This is a genomic window from Acidovorax sp. LjRoot117 (assembly GCF_964252695.1).
Classification (GTDB): domain Bacteria; phylum Pseudomonadota; class Gammaproteobacteria; order Burkholderiales; family Burkholderiaceae_C; genus Acidovorax.
Genome location: NZ_CAXUPO020000007.1, coordinates 212952 through 227923 on the forward strand (window position 1 = coordinate 212952; position 14972 = coordinate 227923).

Below are 14972 nucleotides of genomic sequence, written 5' to 3' on the forward strand. Positions count from 1 at the left end.
CATGGCCGCTGACAACGCAACCCCTGCCTACGCCCTGGAACTGCGCGACCTGCGCAAGAGCTTTGGCAAGACCGAAATCATCCGTGGCGCCAACCTGGTCGTGGCTCCTGGCGAGCGCGTGGCCATCATCGGCCCCAACGGCGCTGGCAAGTCCACGCTGTTCAACCTGATCAGCGGGCGCTTTGCGCCCACCAGCGGCGACGTGATCCTGAACGGCCAGCGCATCAACGGCCTGGCGCCGTACGAGATCAACCGCAAGGGCCTGTCGCGCAGTTTTCAGATCACCAACATCTTCCCCAAGCTGAGCGTGTTCGAGAACCTGCGCTGCGGCGTGCTGTGGAGCATGGGCTACAAGTACACCTTCCTGCGCTTCTTGTCGGACCTGCACGACGCCAACCAGCGCGCCAAAGAGCTCATGGAGATGATCAAGCTCGACAAGAAGCGCGACACCCTGGCCATGAACCTCACCTACGCCGAGCAGCGGGCGCTGGAGATCGGCATCACCATCGCGGGCGGCGCCAACGTGATCCTGCTGGACGAGCCCACGGCCGGCATGAGCAAGAGCGAGACCACGCGCTTCATCCACCTCATCAAGGAAGTGACCGAAGGCCGCACCCTGCTGACCGTGGAGCACGACATGGGCGTGGTGTTCGGCCTGGCCGACAAGATCGCGGTGGTGGTCTATGGCGAGGTGATCGCCTTCGACACCCCCGACAAGGTGCGCGCGAATGCGCGCGTGCAGGAGGCCTACCTGGGCTCCGTCGTGGCCGATGAGCAAGGCGCGGGACACTGACTGACTATGCTGAAAATTGACAACCTCCACGCCTACTACGGCAAGAGCCATGTGCTGCATGGTGTGAGCTTCGACGTCCAGCCCGGCGAGATCGTGGCGCTGCTCGGGCGCAACGGCTCGGGCCGATCCACCACCGCCAAGGCCATCATGGGTCTGGTGGACTGGGAGGGCACGCTCGAATGGAAGGGCCAGGCCCTGAACGGCAAGAAGGCCTACGAGATCGCCCACCTGGGCCTGGGCTACGTGCCCGAGAGCCGCGACGTGTTTCCCAACCTCACCGTGCACCAGAACCTGCTGCTCGGCCAAAAGGGCAACGGCAAGGGCAGCCGCTGGTCGTTCGACGACATGTACGAAATGTTCCCCCGCCTCAAGGAACGCCAGCACACCGAGGCGGGCGTGATGTCCGGCGGCGAGCAGCAGATGCTCACGCTGTGCCGCACGCTGATGGGCGACCCCGACCTGATCATCATCGACGAGCCCACCGAAGGCCTGGCGCCCAAGATCGTCGAGCTGGTGGGGCAGTACCTGCAGACCATCAAGGCGCGGGGGATTTCGGTGCTGCTCATCGAGCAGAAGCTCACCATCGCGATGAAGATCTCGGACCGCGCGCTGGTGATGGGGCACGGCTCCATCGTGTTCCAAGGCACGCCGGACAGCTTGCGGGCCGACAACTACATTCGCAAGGAGTGGCTGGAGGTGTAAGCCATGGACATTCAGTGCCCATGATTTTTGCCCATTTGGTAAAAAATGATTGCCAACTGCTCATGGGCCCTGCAAGGTCTTTAGTATCGGGGCTCATCACCAACGGGGCAGTTATGCGTACTCTTGAAGAGCTCAAGCGGTTGCACGATCAGGCGGAAGATCAGCCCGCGATGTCGTCCGATCTTGCCCAGGCGGAATGTCTTTTCATTCACCGTACGGCCGTGGTGATGGCTGACGGCGAGGTGGTCACTTGTGCAAACATGTACGCAGAGAACGTTGGGCATCTGGATGAGAAAACTACCTTTTCATCCCTCTGGAACAACGAGCGGATGCAGTCTGTACGTCGCACCTTGGGTACGGAAAACGAGTGGGCTCAATGCAAGCAGTGCTGGTTTCGCGAAATCCGCTATGCAGAACAGCGCCGTAGCTGGGCGGCGCTGGGCGGACGGGCTGCGCAGGCAGCGTTAACAAAGCCCGCGGAGTATCAGCCAATATCCTGGGATTTCCGGAAAGCGCAAGCGGAGCGCAAGATTGACTGATCCTCTGCGTCCCCAACTGACTCGATTGGGACTTTTTCGTGTCAAGAACGATGACGTTTTCATTGAGCTGACGGTGCGCCTGCGCCGCACTGCGGACACCCGGTATGACTTCAGCAAGCTGTATTTTGCTGTGGGCATTGCGGGGCGCTACAGCGAGGAACGCACCATCTGCTTTCGCTTGCGTCATTCCGATGTGGTGGAGCGAGTTCGCTTGCTCATTCCGCCAGAAGGCAAGGCAGCCGGATGGATCCGCCTGCGGCTCGAGGCTTTTGCTCGATCCTACGGAGCCTGCGAGGTCGTTTCGACGCGACTGATTCCGGAGGACGGGGGTGAACTCTCTCGACAGGCCTACCTGGTCGGTTTGAAGTCCAGGGTTCGTGCTCAAGTGGTACAGAGCGAAGTTCTCCAGCGTGCGACAGTTCCTCACCTCCCAGAATCTTTGAGCATCGAGCTGACGGCTGCCTGCAATCTCCATTGTTCCCACTGCAGCAGCCACGGAGATGAGCGTGAGCATCTTCTGAACAACCGGCGACCGCCGTTGAATGCGGAGGTTCTCGAGACTCTGGCGCACGAGGTTTTTCCGTACCTCACATTGGTGAATCTTGTTGGGCGTGGAGAACCGACCATGGTTTCGGCGTCCCAATGGAACCGGTTCTTCGAGTTGTGCGAGGCCTACGATGTGCTGGTCACCTGCGTCACCAATGGTTCCTTCGTCAAGCAGCGATTCGATGCCCGGAAAATGCACCTGCTGGATACGCTGACGTTTTCCATCGACGGGATGACGGAAGAGGTGTTCACAGCGAACCGGGGCGGAGCTGATCTGAACACGTTTATGAAGAACCTGGACCATTTCCAAAGCCTTCGACGTGAGCAACACTTGTTGCGTCGTCCTCGCCTGGGGCTGTCGTGGACCCTGAAGCGCAACAACATTCACCAGTTTCCTGACTTCATTCGATTCGCTATCAAGGCAGATGCTGAACTGCTGTATGTGCGCCACCTTCTGCTGTTCCGGCCAGAGGATGCAAAAGAGTCCCTGCTTGAGGATCCAGAAATGTGCAATCACTATCTGTCCATGGGCTACGAGCTTTTGAAGGGTAGCCCGATGAAGCTTGACGTTCCGCCATTGGCGGCCACCGCCTAGAGCCCTGTCTCAGGCTTTCGCTGGGACTGGGAGTGTTTCGCACGAAACGCAACCTGGCCTACGGAAGCCGTTTGTCCCCCGCGGGACAAACGGGATATCGCAAAGCCATGCGGAGCCCCTACAATAAAAACGCACGATCGTTCTTTTTCACTCTCCAAGGAACAACAGCACCATGACCGCTGAATACAAAGTCCACGGCTCCGTTGCCGTGATCACGCTGGCAAACCCTCCCGTCAACGGGCTGGGCCTGGCCACCCGCCAAGGTATCGTGGACGGCCTGGCCCGTGCCAATGCCGATGCAGCGGTCACATCCATCGTCATCACCGGCGCCGGCGGCGCCTTCTCGGGCGGTGCGGACATCAAGGAATTCGGTACCGACAAGTCGCTGCAGGAGCCAAACCTGCTGTCGGTGATCCTCGCCGTGGAAAACTCGGCCAAGCCGGTCGTGGCCGCCATGCACACCGTCGCCATGGGCGGCGGCCTGGAGCTGGCGCTGGGCTGCCACTACCGCATTGCCGCACCTGGCTGCTCGATTGCGCTGCCCGAAGTCAAGCTGGGCCTGATCCCCGGCGCGGGCGGCACGCAGCGCCTGCCGCGCGTGATCGGCGTCGAAGCCGCGCTCAACCTGATCGTGAGCGGCGAGCCCGTCAAGAGCGAACTGATCGCCGGCGTGCCCGGCCAGAAGCTGTTCGACAAGCTGGCCGCATCGCCCGAGTCGCTGGCCGAAGAAGCCCTGGCGTTCGCCCAGAGCGTGGCCGATGCGCGCCCGCTGCCCCTGGTGCGCAATTTCCCCTGCAAGCACCCTGAAGGCGACGCGTACTTCCAGTTCGCACGCAACATGGTCAAGGGCATGGCCAAGAACTTCCCCGCGCCTGCCAAGTGCGTGGACGCGGTCGAAGCAGCCACCAAGAAGAAGTTCGCCGAAGGCATGCTGGTCGAGCGCGAGATCTTCATCAACCTGATGTGGACCGCCGAGTCCCGCGCGCTGCGCCATCTGTTCATGGCAGAGCGCGCCGCGAGCAAGATCCCTGACGTGCCGTCGGACACCCCCAAGCGCGACATCAAGCTGGTGGGCGTGATCGGTGCGGGCACCATGGGCGGCGGCATCGCCATGAACTTCCTGAACGCCGGCATCCCCGTCAAGATGCTGGAGATGAAGCAGGAGGCCCTGGACCGCGGCGTCGGCACCATCAAGAAGAACTACGAAGCGCAGGTCAAGAAGGGCAAGCTCAAGGAAGACAAGTACGCCCAGCGCATGGCGCTGCTGTCCACCACGCTCAGCTACGACGAGCTCAAGGACTGCGACCTGATCATCGAAGCCGTTTTCGAAGAGATGGGCGTGAAGGAAGCCGTGTTCAAGCAGCTGGACGCCGTGGCCAAGCCCGGCGCCATCCTGGCGTCCAACACCTCCACGCTGGACGTGGACCAGATCGCCAACTTCACCCAGCGTCCCCAGGACGTGGTGGGCATGCACTTCTTCAGCCCTGCCAACGTCATGAAGCTGCTGGAAGTGGTGCGTGGCAAGGCCACCGCCAAGGACGTGCTGGCCACCGTGATGGCCGTGGCCAAGAAGATCAAGAAGACCGCCGTGGTCTCGGGCGTGTGCGACGGCTTCATCGGCAACCGCATGATCGAGCGCTACAGCCAGCAAGCCGGCTTTTTGCTGGACGAAGGCGCCACGCCCCAGCAGGTGGACAAGGCCATCGAGAAGTTCGGCTTTGCCATGGGCCCGTTCCGCATGGGCGACCTGGCCGGCAACGACATCGGCTGGGCGATCCGCAAGCGCCGCTACAGCGAAAAGCCCGACATGAAGTACAGCAAGACGGCAGACCTGCTGTGCGAGCTGGGCCGCTTCGGCCAGAAGACCGGCGCAGGCTGGTACGACTACCAGGCCGGCAAGCGCGACGCGATCCCGAGCGACGTGGTGAACAAGATGATCGAGGAGCACCGCAAGACCCTGGGCACGGCGCCCCGCAAGATCTCCGACGAGGAAATCGTGCAGCGCCTGGTGTTCGCCCTGGTGAACGAAGGCGCGCACATCCTGGAAGAGGGCATTGCCAGCAAGTCCGGCGACATCGACATGGTGTACCTGACCGGCTACGGCTTCCCCATCCACCGCGGCGGCCCGATGCACTACGCCAGCGAAGTGGGCCTGTTCAACGTGGTGCAGGCGATGAACCGCTTTGCCCAAAACCCCATGGACGACGCCAACGCCTGGAAGCCCGCTCCGCTGCTGGCCAGGCTGGCCGCCGAAGGCAAGGCCTTCCAGTAAAGCAGGTACTTCGCTTCGCCAAATCGCGTACATGAAATCGCGCCTTCTCGCACCATGCCGCGTTGCAAATCCTCGTCATAGCTTGGCTATGACTGCGGTTTGCGCCTTGCCTGGCACGAGAACGCATCCATTTCATTTGTAAGCTCATTGAAGAAGCGAAGCACCGGCGCGCACCCCGTTCACCGATTAAAGGATTTCCCATGACCTCCGCAGTGATTGTCTCCACCGCCCGCACCCCGCTCGCCAAGAGCTGGAAGGGCTCCTTCAACATGACCCATGGCGCCACGCTGGGCGGCCACGCCGTGCAGCATGCCGTGCAGCGCGCCGGCATCGACGGCGCCGATGTCGACGACGTCATCATGGGCTGCGCCACGCCGGAAGGCGCGACGGGCAGCAACATCGCGCGCCAGATCGCGCTCAAGGCCGGCCTGCCCATCACGGCGTCGGGCATGACGATCAACCGCTTTTGCTCCTCGGGTCTGCAGACCATTGCCACCGCGGCCCAGCGCATCATCGCCGGCGAAGCCGACGTGTACGTGGCGGGCGGTGTGGAAAGCATCTCGTGCGTGCAGCAGGAGATGAACCTGCACATGATCCAGGACCTGGCCCTGGCCAAGCAAAAACCCGAGATCTACTGGAGCATGCTGCAGACCGCCGAACAGGTGGCCAAGCGCTACAACATCGGCCGCGACGCGATGGACGAATACGGTGCCGCCAGCCAGCAAAAGGCCTGCGCAGCCCAGGCCGCCGGCCTGTTCGATGCAGAGATCGCGCCCATCACCGTTACCGCCGGCATTGCCGACAAGACGCTGGGCCTGATCACCAAGCAGGTCACCGTGAGCAAGGACGAGGGCACGCGCGAAGGCACGACCAAGGAAGGCATCAGCGGCATCCGCCCCGCGCTGCCCGGGGGCGTGATCTCGGCCGGCAATGCCAGCCAGTTCTCCGACGGCGCAGGCGCCTGCGTGGTGACCAGCGAAGAGTACGCCAGCAAGAAGGGCCTCAAACCCCTGGGCCGTTTCCTCGGCTTTGCCGTGGCTGGCTGCGAGCCCGACGAAATGGGCATCGGCCCCGTGTTCGCGGTGCCCAAGGTGCTCAAGAAGCTGGGCCTCACCGTGCAGGACATCGACCTGTGGGAGCTGAACGAAGCCTTTGCCGTGCAGGTGCTGTACTGCCGCGACAAGCTGGGCATTCCAGCAGACCGCCTGAATGTGAACGGCGGCGCGATTGCCGTGGGCCACCCCTACGGAGTGTCGGGCCAGCGCCTGACGGGCCATGCGCTCATCGAAGGCAAGCGCCGCGGCGCCAAGAAGGTGTGCGTGACCATGTGCATTGGCGGCGGCATGGGTGCTGCGGGCGTCTTCGAAGTGTTCTGACCCATGGCTTCGGAGCGCCCCACCGACATGCGCAGCGGAGCGGCCTCGCCCGAGGCCTTTCTGGAGCTGGGCCGGCAGGTGCTGGCCAACCAGCCCTTCAGCGTGATGCTGGGGGCCGAGCTTCTGTCGCTGTCACCGGGGCGTTGCGAACTGGGCCTGGCGCTCACGCCGCAGTTGCGCCAGCAGCACGGGTTTGCGCACGGCGGGGTGGTGAGCTACCTGGCCGACAACGCGCTTACCTATGCCGGTGGCACGGCCATGCAGGTGCCGGTAGTCACGTCCGAGTTCAAGGTCAACTACCTGCGGCCTGCGGTGGGCGAGCGCCTGGTGGCGCGCGCCGAGGCAGTGCACCACGGCAAGAGCCAGGCGGTGTGCCGCTGCGAGGTGTACGCCGTGCAGGGCGGGCAGGAAAAGCTCTGCGCCGTGGCGCAGGGCACGATTGCCGCGCTGCCGGCGGGTGCTGTACCGGCCGAAGCCGCCACCGCGCCATGAATGCAGCCATGCATTTCGTGAACACGGCTGCCGTGACTACAAGGTGCGCTGTGGACCCGCGTGCCATGACAGGAGGCTGAAGGAAAGGCTACAAATTGTTGCCTTGTGGATGCGTACCGGCACCGGCAGGCGGCGGCCGGGCGGGCAGAATCCGCCGCGGCAGCCGGCACGCCCGGTGCCTGGTCCATCCCTTCTTCCCCTTCACGGTACATCCCATGCGTCGCATTGCTTCCCTTCGCTTTTTCACCGCACTCTCCGCGCTGGCCGTGGCCTGCGGTGCCCACGCACAGAGCTTCAAGCTCCAGCAGCCGCTGGAGTCCGACGCCGACGTGGTGCTGCACGAGATCGTGCTCGACGCCAAGCAGACCCGCGTCACCCTGGTGGTGAAGAACAGCACCGACGAGGCGTTCGAAGCCTGCGCGCAGCCCACGGGCTCGCCCGATGCGTTCACGCTCAAGGACCTGGACAGCGGTGCGGTGCTGCCGCAGCGCGCCATCAGCGGCCTTACGCTGTGCAACGTGAAGATGGACACGGTCAAGCCTGGCCGCACCAAGTTTCTGAAGATCACTTTCCCGCCGCTCCCGGCAGGTGCCACGCGCCTGCAGCTCGGAGAGGCCAGCTGCCAGCCCAAGCCCGATTCGGACATGGAGTACTGGTGTTTCAAGAACATCGCGCTGCCCGCCCGCTGATCCTCGCGCCGGCGAGGGGGGCAGGGCATGCAGCATTCAAGGAGACCTCATGACCCTGCGTTCCACGCTCGACTTTTTGCTGTACGACTGGCTGGAGGCCGAGAGCCTCTCGGCCCGCGGCCGTTTCGCTGACCATTCGCGCGAAACCTTCGACGCGGTGCTGGACACCTGCGAGCGCATCGCGCGCGAGAAGTACGCGCCGCACAACCGCACGGTGGACATCGAGGAGCCGCACTTCGACGGCGAGAAGGTCATCCTGCCCCCGGCGACGTACGAGGCCCGCAAGGCCTACGCCGAATCGGGCCTGCTGTCGGCCGCGCAGGACTACGACATCGGCGGCATGCAGCTGCCTTACACGGTAGAGGCGGCGGCCAACAGTTTCTTCGCGGTGGCGTCGATCAGCATCGGGTCCAACCTTCTGACCTCGGGCAACGCCAACCTGCTGATGGCGCACGGCACGGCGCTGCAAAAGGAAGTGTTCGCACTTAATGAATTCAACGGCCGCTGGTCGGGCACCATGTGTTTGTCCGAGCCGCAGGCGGGCTCGTCGCTGTCGGACGTGGCCACGCGCGCCGTGCCCGATGGCAGCGACTTCGAAGCCGACCCGCTGGGCGCGCGCTATCGCCTCACGGGCAACAAGATGTGGATCAGCTCGGGCGACCACGAGCTCACCGAGAACATCGTGCACCTGGTGCTGGCCAAGATCCCGGGGCCGGACGGCAAGCTCGTGCCCGGCACGCGCGGCATCTCGCTGTTCATCGTGCCCAAGAAGATGGTCGATGTAGAGGGCCAGCTGACCGGCGAACGCAACGACGTGGCGCTGGCGGGCCTGAACCACAAGCTGGGCTGGCGCGGCACCACCAACACGCTGCTCAATTTTGGCGAGGGCAAGTTCCCGGTGGGCGGGCAGGCCGGCGCCGTGGGCTACCTGGTGGGCCAGGCGGGCAAGGGCCTGCACTGCATGTTCCACATGATGAACGAGGCGCGCATCGGCATCGGCATGGCGGCCACCATGCTGGGCCTGGCGGGCTACTACGCCAGCCTGGACTACGCCAGGAACCGCCCGCAGGGCCGCCCGGTGCAGGGCGCCAAGGACGCGGCCGGTGGCGCCCCTGCCGCCGTGGTCAAGGATGCCGCGCAGCCGCAGGTGCGCATCATCGAACACGCCGACGTCAAGCGCATGCTGCTGGCCCAGAAGGCGTATGGCGAAGGCGCGCTGGCGCTCAACCTGTTCTGCGCCCGTCTGGTGGACGAGCAGCACACCGGCGACGCAGCCGCGGCTGACGAGGCCCGCCTGCTGCTCGAAGTGCTCACGCCCATCGCCAAGAGCTGGCCCAGCGAGTTCTGCCTGGAGGCCAACTCGCTGGCCATCCAGATCCACGGCGGCTACGGCTATACGCGCGACTTTCCGGTGGAGCAGTACTGGCGCGACAACCGCCTGAACATGATCCACGAGGGCACGCACGGCATCCAGGCCATGGACCTGCTGGGCCGCAAGGTGCTGATGGAAGGCGGGCGCGGCCTCACGCTGCTGGCCGGGCGCATCAACGCCACCATCGAGCGGGCGATCCAGGTGCCCGCGCTGGCCGCGCATGCCAACGCGCTGGGCGCGGCCCTGCAGCAGATCGGTGCCGCCACCAAGGCCGCGTGGGCCACGGGCCAGCCGGCCGATGCGTTGGCCAATGCCGTGCCGTACATGCAGGCCTTCGGCCACACGGTGCTGGCCTGGGTCTGGCTGGACCTGGCGCTGGCGACGCTGGCCGACGACGCTGCCCTGGCACAGCCCGCCAGCGTGGGCCGCATGGGCGCCATGCGCTATTTCTTCCACTACGAGCTGCCCAAGATCGGCGCGTGGCTGCAGGTGGTGAGCACCCGCGATGCGACGTGCGCCAGCTTTCCTGAAGAGGCGTTCTGACCATGGCCACACCACGCGCACTGCAGCGCCTGCACCAGCTCATCTGGGCCCTGATCTACGGCGGCTTGCTGGTGCTGGTGCTGGGCATCGCCACGGCGCGCACGGACGATGCGCTGGGCTGGACCCTCATCGCCGTGGGCGGGGTGGCTGCCGTGGTGGGGCTGGTGCTGATCGGCGTGCGCTCGCGCCTGCGGGCAGATGCTGCGCCATGACGCGGTCAACGCCCTCTGCATGCCGTGGCCCCATCCGCGACACTCCCGCGACATGGCACCTCCGCGTTGCATCGCACAATCATTGCGTGACTTGATTTCATGTGCCGGATGGCCGCACGCCCGCAGGGCGGGCCGTTCGCACCCTGACTGCAGACCCACAAACCCAAGGAGACACACCTCATGACCCGCACCATCCAGCAACTGTTCGACCTGACCGGCAAGACCGCCCTCGTGACCGGAGGCTCGCGCGGCCTGGGCCTGCAACTGGCCCATTCGCTGGGCGAGGCGGGCGCCAAGATCGTGCTCAGCTCGCGCAAGGCGTCCGACCTGGAAGAAGCCACCGCCGACCTGCAGGCCGCCGGCATCGACGCGCGCTGGATCGCCGCGGACTGCTCCAACGAAGCCGACATCCGCCGCCTGGCCGACGAAACCCTGGAGCGCCTGGGCCATGTGGACATCCTGGTGAACAACGCCGGCGCCGCCTGGGGCGCCCCGGCCGAAGACCACCCCGTGGACGCCTGGGACAAGGTGATGAACCTGAACGTGCGCGGCTATTTCATCCTGAGCCAGCACATCGCCAAGCACAGCATGATCGCGCGCCGCAGTGGCAGCATCATCAACGTGGCGTCCATCGCGGGCCTGGGCGGCAATCCCAAGGGCATGAACACCATCGCTTACAACACGTCCAAGGGCGCGGTGATCAACTTCACCCGCGCGCTGGCGGCTGAATGGGGCAAGTACAACATCCGCGTCAACGCCATCTGCCCGGGCTTCTTCCCGAGCAAGATGACGGTGGGCACCCTGAAGGCCATGGGTGAGGAAGCCCTGGCCGCGCACGCGCCGCTGGGCCGCCTGGGCGACGACGAGGACTTGAAGGGCCTGTGCGCGCTGTATGCGTCGGATGCGGGCAAGCACATCACCGGCCAGTGGCTGGCAGTGGACGGCGGCGTGAGCATCGTCACTGGCGGCTGATGGCCCCGGCTGCACGCCCGTGTGGCGGGCAGGCCGGAGCAGGCGGAGCGGGCAGTGTGGGCAGTGCACCCGATGCCTTCGCCATGCCCGTGGTTGTGCCGCCGAGGCAGTGCGAAGGCGTATGCTTTTGCCTCCCTACAAAAACTGGAGTTACCTGTGCTGAAATTTGGTGTCGAGATTCCCTTTGTCAGCCACCTCGGCTTCACCCTGCACCGCATGGAGAAGGGCGAATCCGAGCTGCGCTACGAAGCCAAGCCCGAGCACCTGAACTCGTTCGACGTGACCCACGGCGGCGCGTCGATGACGCTGCTGGACGTGACCATGGCCACGGCCGCGCGCAGCGAGACCCCCGACATGGGCGTGGTCACCATCGAGATGAAGACCAGCTTCATGCAGCCCGCCCGCGGCCCGCTGGTGGCCAAGGGGCGGCTCATCCACCGCACGGCCACCATGGCATTCACCGAAGGCACGGTGTACGACGCGCAAGGCAAGATCTGCAGCCACGCCACCGGCACCTTCAAGTACGTCAAGCGCCTGCCGGTGGACGGCCGCAGCGTCAATGGCCTCAAGGTGATTTCCACCGACTGAGTCCGCCCGAAATTCAAGTAAAAATGGCCGCTACCGCTTGATAGATAAGCGCTGGCAGCTATAAAAATAGTAGCAAACGTTCAAGGAGCTCCCCATGCCACGCAATCAGCAAATCGTTCTCGACAACCGTCCCCAGGGCGAGGCCGTGGCCAGCAACTTCAAGCTGGTCGCCACCGACACGCCTGCGCTGCAGGACGGCCAGGTGCTGGTGCGCCACCACTACCTGAGCCTGGACCCGTACATGCGCGGCCGCATGAACGAGAGCAAGAGCTACGCCGCGTCGCAGGGCCTGGGCGAGGTCATGATCGGCGGCACCGTGGGCGAGGTGGCCGAGAGCCGCCACCCCAAGTACGCCGTGGGCGACAAGGTGGTGGGCATGGGCGGCTGGCAGGAATACAGCGTGGTCGACGCCAACGCCCCCGGCGCGCTGCGCAAGGTGGACACGGCCCACGTGCCGCTGTCGCACTACCTGGGCGCGGTGGGCATGCCCGGCGTGACGGCCTGGTATGGCCTGGTCAAGATCATCGCCCCCAAGGAAGGCGACACCGTGGTGGTGAGCGCCGCCACCGGCGCCGTGGGCAGCGCGTTTGCCGCGCTGGCCAAGGCGCGCGGCTGCCGCGCGGTAGGCATTGCCGGTGGTGCTGAAAAATGCAAGTACGCCGTAGAGGAACTGGGCTTCGACGCCTGCATCGACTACAAGCAGCACAGCGACGTCAAGGCCATGTCCAAGGCGCTCAAGGAAGCCTGCCCGAACGGCATCGACGGCTATTTCGAGAACGTGGGCGGATGGATCATGGACGCGGTGATGCTGCGCATGAACGCCTTCAGCCGCATCGCCCTGTGCGGGATGATCGCCGGCTACGACGGCGCGCCGCTGCCCATGGCCAACCCTGCGCTCATGCTCATCAACCGCATGAAGGTCGAAGGCTTCATCGTGAGCGAGCACATGGAAGTCTGGCCCGAGGCCCTGAAAGAGCTGGGCACGCTGGTCGGCACCGGCAAGCTGCGCCCGCGCGAGACCGTGGCGGACGGCATTGCCGCCGCACCCGAAGCGTTCCTGGGCCTGCTCAAGGGCAAGAACTTCGGCAAGCAGCTCGTGAAATTGATCTGAGCATGGGCATGATGGAAACCAGCAACCCGTCGCCCCACCTGCGCTGGACCTGGGCCCGCTTCGACGACCTGGGCGTGCACGCGCTGCACGACGCGCTGGCCCTGCGCTGCAAGGTGTTCATCCTGGAGCAGGGCCCCTACCAGGACCCGGACGGCGCCGACAAGAAGTCGCACCACCTGCTGGGCTACGACAACGCTGGCGTGCTGCAGGCCTGCCTGCGCGTGGCAGACCCGGGTGTGAACTACCCCGAGCCATCCATCGGCCGCGTGGTCACCGCCAAGGAGGCGCGCGGCAACGGCACGGGCCGGGCGCTCATGCAGGAGGGCATCGCCCGCTGCACCGCGGCGTGGCCGGGCCACGCCATTCGCATCAGCGCCCAGGCGCACCTGCAGCGCTTCTACGGCAGCCTGGGTTTTGTCACGGTGTCGGACGAGTACCTCGAAGACGACATCCCCCACGTCGAAATGCTGCGGAGCCCGTCATGACGACAACCGCACCTGCCGCCGGCCTGGCCCGCACCCACGACGTGTTCAACCAGAGCACGCCCTGGGCGGATGTGAACCTGTTCGCCACCAACCAGCCGCTGCAGGATGCGCTGCGCCTGCACAGCCCCGCGCTGCCGCTGGCCGGCCTCACGGCCCTGGGCGCAGAGATGGGCTCGGCCGAGATGCAGACCCACGCGCGCCTGGCCAACACGCACAAGCCGCAACTGCACACGCACGACCGCTTCGGCCACCGCACCGATGTGGTGGAGTTCCACCCCAGCTACCACGCGCTGATCGGCGCGGCGCTGCGCCACGGCCTGCACGCCATGCCCTGGTCGCGCACGGGTGCAGCAGCGGCATACGCCCACACCGAGCGGGCCGCCGGCTTCATGCTGTTCACCGAGGCCGAGCCTTCGGTGCTGTGCCCGGTCTCCATGAGCTATGCGGTCACGCCAGCACTGCGCGGCAACACCGCCGTGTGGGCCGATTGGAGTGCGGGCCTGGCCAGCACGCAATACGACCCGCGCCTGGCCTTGTTCTCGCAAAAATCCGCGCTCACCATGGGCATGGGCATGACCGAAAAGCAGGGCGGGTCGGACGTGCGCGCCAACACCACCCAGGCCGTGGCCGACGGCGAGGACGCCTGGGGCCCGCGCTACTGCCTGACGGGCCACAAGTGGTTCTTCTCGGCGCCCATGTGCGATGCCTTCCTGGTGTTGGCGCAGGCGCCCGGCGGGCTGACCTGCTTCTTCCTGCCGCGCGTGCTGCCGGACGACCGCAACGGCGTGCTCAACAGCATCCACATCCAGCGCCTGAAGGACAAGCTGGGCAACCACGCCAACGCCAGCTCCGAGGTCGAATTCATCGACGCGACTGCCTGGCGCGTGGGCGACGAAGGCCGCGGCGTGGCGCAGATCCTGGAGATGGGCACCATGACGCGGCTGGACTGCGCCCTGGGCACCAGCGGCCTCATGCGCCAGGCGCTGACCATCGCGCTGCACCACACGCGCCAGCGGTCGGCCTTTGGCAAGAAGCTCATCGAGCAACCCCTCATGCGCAACGTGCTGGCCGACCTGGCGCTGGAGAGCGAGGCCGCTACCGCGCTGTCCATCCGCCTGGCCAGCGCCTTCGACAAAAAGGCCACCAGCGAGCACGAGGCCGTCATGGCCCGCCTGCTCACGCCCGTGGCCAAGTTCTGGGTGTGCAAGCGCGGCAGCGTGTTTGCGCAGGAGGCCATGGAATGCCTGGGCGGCAACGGCTACGTGGAAGAGGGCGGCGAAGGCACCATGGCCCGCATCTACCGCGAGATGCCGCTCAACTCCATCTGGGAAGGCGCCGGCAACATCATGGCGCTGGACCTGCTGCGCGCCGTGCGCCGCGCCGACACCGCTGCGGCCCTGGCCGACGAACTGGCCCCCGCGCGCGGCGCCCACCCGGCGCTCGACCGCCTGGCCAGCGCGCTGCCCCTGCGCGTGGACGCGATGACCACCGAGGCCGAGGCCCGCCGCCTGGCGCAGGACGTGGCCCTGGCCGTGCAGGCCGCGCTGCTGTACCGCAGTGCACCCGGCGCCGTGTTCGGTGCTTTCTGCGATTCGCGCCTGGCCGGCGACTGGGGCTACAGCTTCGGCACGCTGGGTGCGGGCGTGGACCTGGACGCCATCTTGGCCCGCGCGCTTCCGATCTGA

The 14972-nt window shown here is 65.6% G+C and carries 15 protein-coding genes; all 15 read left to right on the forward strand.

Annotated elements, in window-relative coordinates; all coding sequences use genetic code 11:
- Position 1: 1 nt before the first annotated feature.
- The 15 genes from ACSQ3D_RS18855 to ACSQ3D_RS18925 all read left to right on the forward strand — a co-directional run bounded on the left by ACSQ3D_RS18855 (position 2) and on the right by ACSQ3D_RS18925 (position 14972).
- Positions 2-793 (forward strand): ABC transporter ATP-binding protein, encoded by a 792-nt coding sequence (locus ACSQ3D_RS18855; RefSeq protein WP_436127899.1) that lies wholly within the window; start codon positions 2-4, stop codon positions 791-793.
- A 6-nt stretch (positions 794-799) separates the two neighbouring features.
- Positions 800-1495, forward strand: coding sequence for an ABC transporter ATP-binding protein (locus ACSQ3D_RS18860; RefSeq protein ID WP_056419458.1), 696 nt, complete (start codon positions 800-802; stop codon positions 1493-1495).
- Between the two features lie 20 nt (positions 1496-1515).
- Positions 1516-2034 carry an SPASM domain-containing protein gene (locus ACSQ3D_RS18865; RefSeq protein ID WP_396505257.1) on the forward strand — a complete coding sequence of 173 codons (519 nt, stop codon included), beginning with the start codon at positions 1516-1518 and terminating at the stop codon, positions 2032-2034.
- A complete protein-coding gene (locus ACSQ3D_RS18870) occupies positions 2027-3175 on the forward strand; it encodes a radical SAM protein (protein WP_396505256.1) in 1149 nt (382 codons plus the stop codon). The genes ACSQ3D_RS18865 and ACSQ3D_RS18870 overlap by 8 nt, the downstream gene beginning before the upstream one ends.
- 172 nt (positions 3176-3347) lie before the next feature.
- The gene (locus tag ACSQ3D_RS18875) at positions 3348-5447 is read left to right on the forward strand and encodes a 3-hydroxyacyl-CoA dehydrogenase NAD-binding domain-containing protein (RefSeq protein ID WP_436127900.1); all 2100 of its coding nucleotides are present in this window, start codon (positions 3348-3350) and stop codon (positions 5445-5447) included.
- A gap of 200 nt (positions 5448-5647) precedes the next feature.
- The gene (locus ACSQ3D_RS18880; RefSeq protein WP_056165419.1) at positions 5648-6823 is read left to right on the forward strand and encodes an acetyl-CoA C-acyltransferase; all 1176 of its coding nucleotides are present in this window, start codon (positions 5648-5650) and stop codon (positions 6821-6823) included.
- A gap of 3 nt (positions 6824-6826) precedes the next feature.
- Positions 6827-7315 carry a PaaI family thioesterase gene (locus tag ACSQ3D_RS18885; RefSeq protein ID WP_436127901.1) on the forward strand — a complete coding sequence of 163 codons (489 nt, stop codon included), beginning with the start codon at positions 6827-6829 and terminating at the stop codon, positions 7313-7315.
- 215 nt (positions 7316-7530) lie between these two features.
- Positions 7531-8004 (forward strand): hypothetical protein, encoded by a 474-nt coding sequence (locus ACSQ3D_RS18890; RefSeq protein ID WP_436127902.1) that lies wholly within the window; start codon positions 7531-7533, stop codon positions 8002-8004.
- Positions 8005-8053: 49 nt separating this feature from the next.
- Entirely contained in the window at positions 8054-9919 is a 1866-nt protein-coding gene (locus ACSQ3D_RS18895; RefSeq protein WP_436127903.1) for an acyl-CoA dehydrogenase, read from the forward strand.
- 2 nt (positions 9920-9921) lie between these two features.
- Complete coding sequence (locus ACSQ3D_RS18900) at positions 9922-10131, forward strand: hypothetical protein (RefSeq protein WP_056419469.1); 210 nt, start codon at positions 9922-9924, stop codon at positions 10129-10131.
- A 180-nt stretch (positions 10132-10311) separates the two neighbouring features.
- A complete protein-coding gene (locus ACSQ3D_RS18905) occupies positions 10312-11103 on the forward strand; it encodes an SDR family oxidoreductase (protein WP_056165426.1) in 792 nt (263 codons plus the stop codon).
- Positions 11104-11259: 156 nt separating this feature from the next.
- A complete protein-coding gene (locus ACSQ3D_RS18910) occupies positions 11260-11691 on the forward strand; it encodes a PaaI family thioesterase (protein ID WP_082485809.1) in 432 nt (143 codons plus the stop codon).
- A gap of 94 nt (positions 11692-11785) precedes the next feature.
- The gene (locus tag ACSQ3D_RS18915; RefSeq protein ID WP_056419471.1) at positions 11786-12802 is read left to right on the forward strand and encodes an NADP-dependent oxidoreductase; all 1017 of its coding nucleotides are present in this window, start codon (positions 11786-11788) and stop codon (positions 12800-12802) included.
- A 2-nt stretch (positions 12803-12804) separates the two neighbouring features.
- Positions 12805-13287 (forward strand): GNAT family N-acetyltransferase, encoded by a 483-nt coding sequence (locus tag ACSQ3D_RS18920; protein WP_436127904.1) that lies wholly within the window; start codon positions 12805-12807, stop codon positions 13285-13287.
- Positions 13284-14972: an acyl-CoA dehydrogenase family protein gene (locus ACSQ3D_RS18925; RefSeq protein WP_436127905.1), complete on the forward strand. Its 1689-nt coding sequence runs from the start codon at positions 13284-13286 to the stop codon at positions 14970-14972. Before ACSQ3D_RS18920 ends, ACSQ3D_RS18925 begins: the two co-directional genes overlap by 4 nt.

Coding starts and splice junctions, on each gene's coding strand:
- ACSQ3D_RS18925 (WP_436127905.1), top strand. CDS start 13,284: ATGACGACAACCGCACCTGCCGCCGGCCTGGCCCGCACCCACGACGTG.
- ACSQ3D_RS18880 (WP_056165419.1), top strand. CDS start 5,648: ATGACCTCCGCAGTGATTGTCTCCACCGCCCGCACCCCGCTCGCCAAG.
- ACSQ3D_RS18875 (WP_436127900.1), top strand. CDS start 3,348: ATGACCGCTGAATACAAAGTCCACGGCTCCGTTGCCGTGATCACGCTG.
- ACSQ3D_RS18885 (WP_436127901.1), top strand. CDS start 6,827: ATGGCTTCGGAGCGCCCCACCGACATGCGCAGCGGAGCGGCCTCGCCC.
- ACSQ3D_RS18895 (WP_436127903.1), top strand. CDS start 8,054: ATGACCCTGCGTTCCACGCTCGACTTTTTGCTGTACGACTGGCTGGAG.
- ACSQ3D_RS18900 (WP_056419469.1), top strand. CDS start 9,922: ATGGCCACACCACGCGCACTGCAGCGCCTGCACCAGCTCATCTGGGCC.
- ACSQ3D_RS18855 (WP_436127899.1), top strand. CDS start 2: ATGGCCGCTGACAACGCAACCCCTGCCTACGCCCTGGAACTGCGCGAC.
- ACSQ3D_RS18920 (WP_436127904.1), top strand. CDS start 12,805: ATGGGCATGATGGAAACCAGCAACCCGTCGCCCCACCTGCGCTGGACC.
- ACSQ3D_RS18865 (WP_396505257.1), top strand. CDS start 1,516: ATGATTTTTGCCCATTTGGTAAAAAATGATTGCCAACTGCTCATGGGC.
- ACSQ3D_RS18890 (WP_436127902.1), top strand. CDS start 7,531: ATGCGTCGCATTGCTTCCCTTCGCTTTTTCACCGCACTCTCCGCGCTG.
- ACSQ3D_RS18915 (WP_056419471.1), top strand. CDS start 11,786: ATGCCACGCAATCAGCAAATCGTTCTCGACAACCGTCCCCAGGGCGAG.
- ACSQ3D_RS18905 (WP_056165426.1), top strand. CDS start 10,312: ATGACCCGCACCATCCAGCAACTGTTCGACCTGACCGGCAAGACCGCC.
- ACSQ3D_RS18860 (WP_056419458.1), top strand. CDS start 800: ATGCTGAAAATTGACAACCTCCACGCCTACTACGGCAAGAGCCATGTG.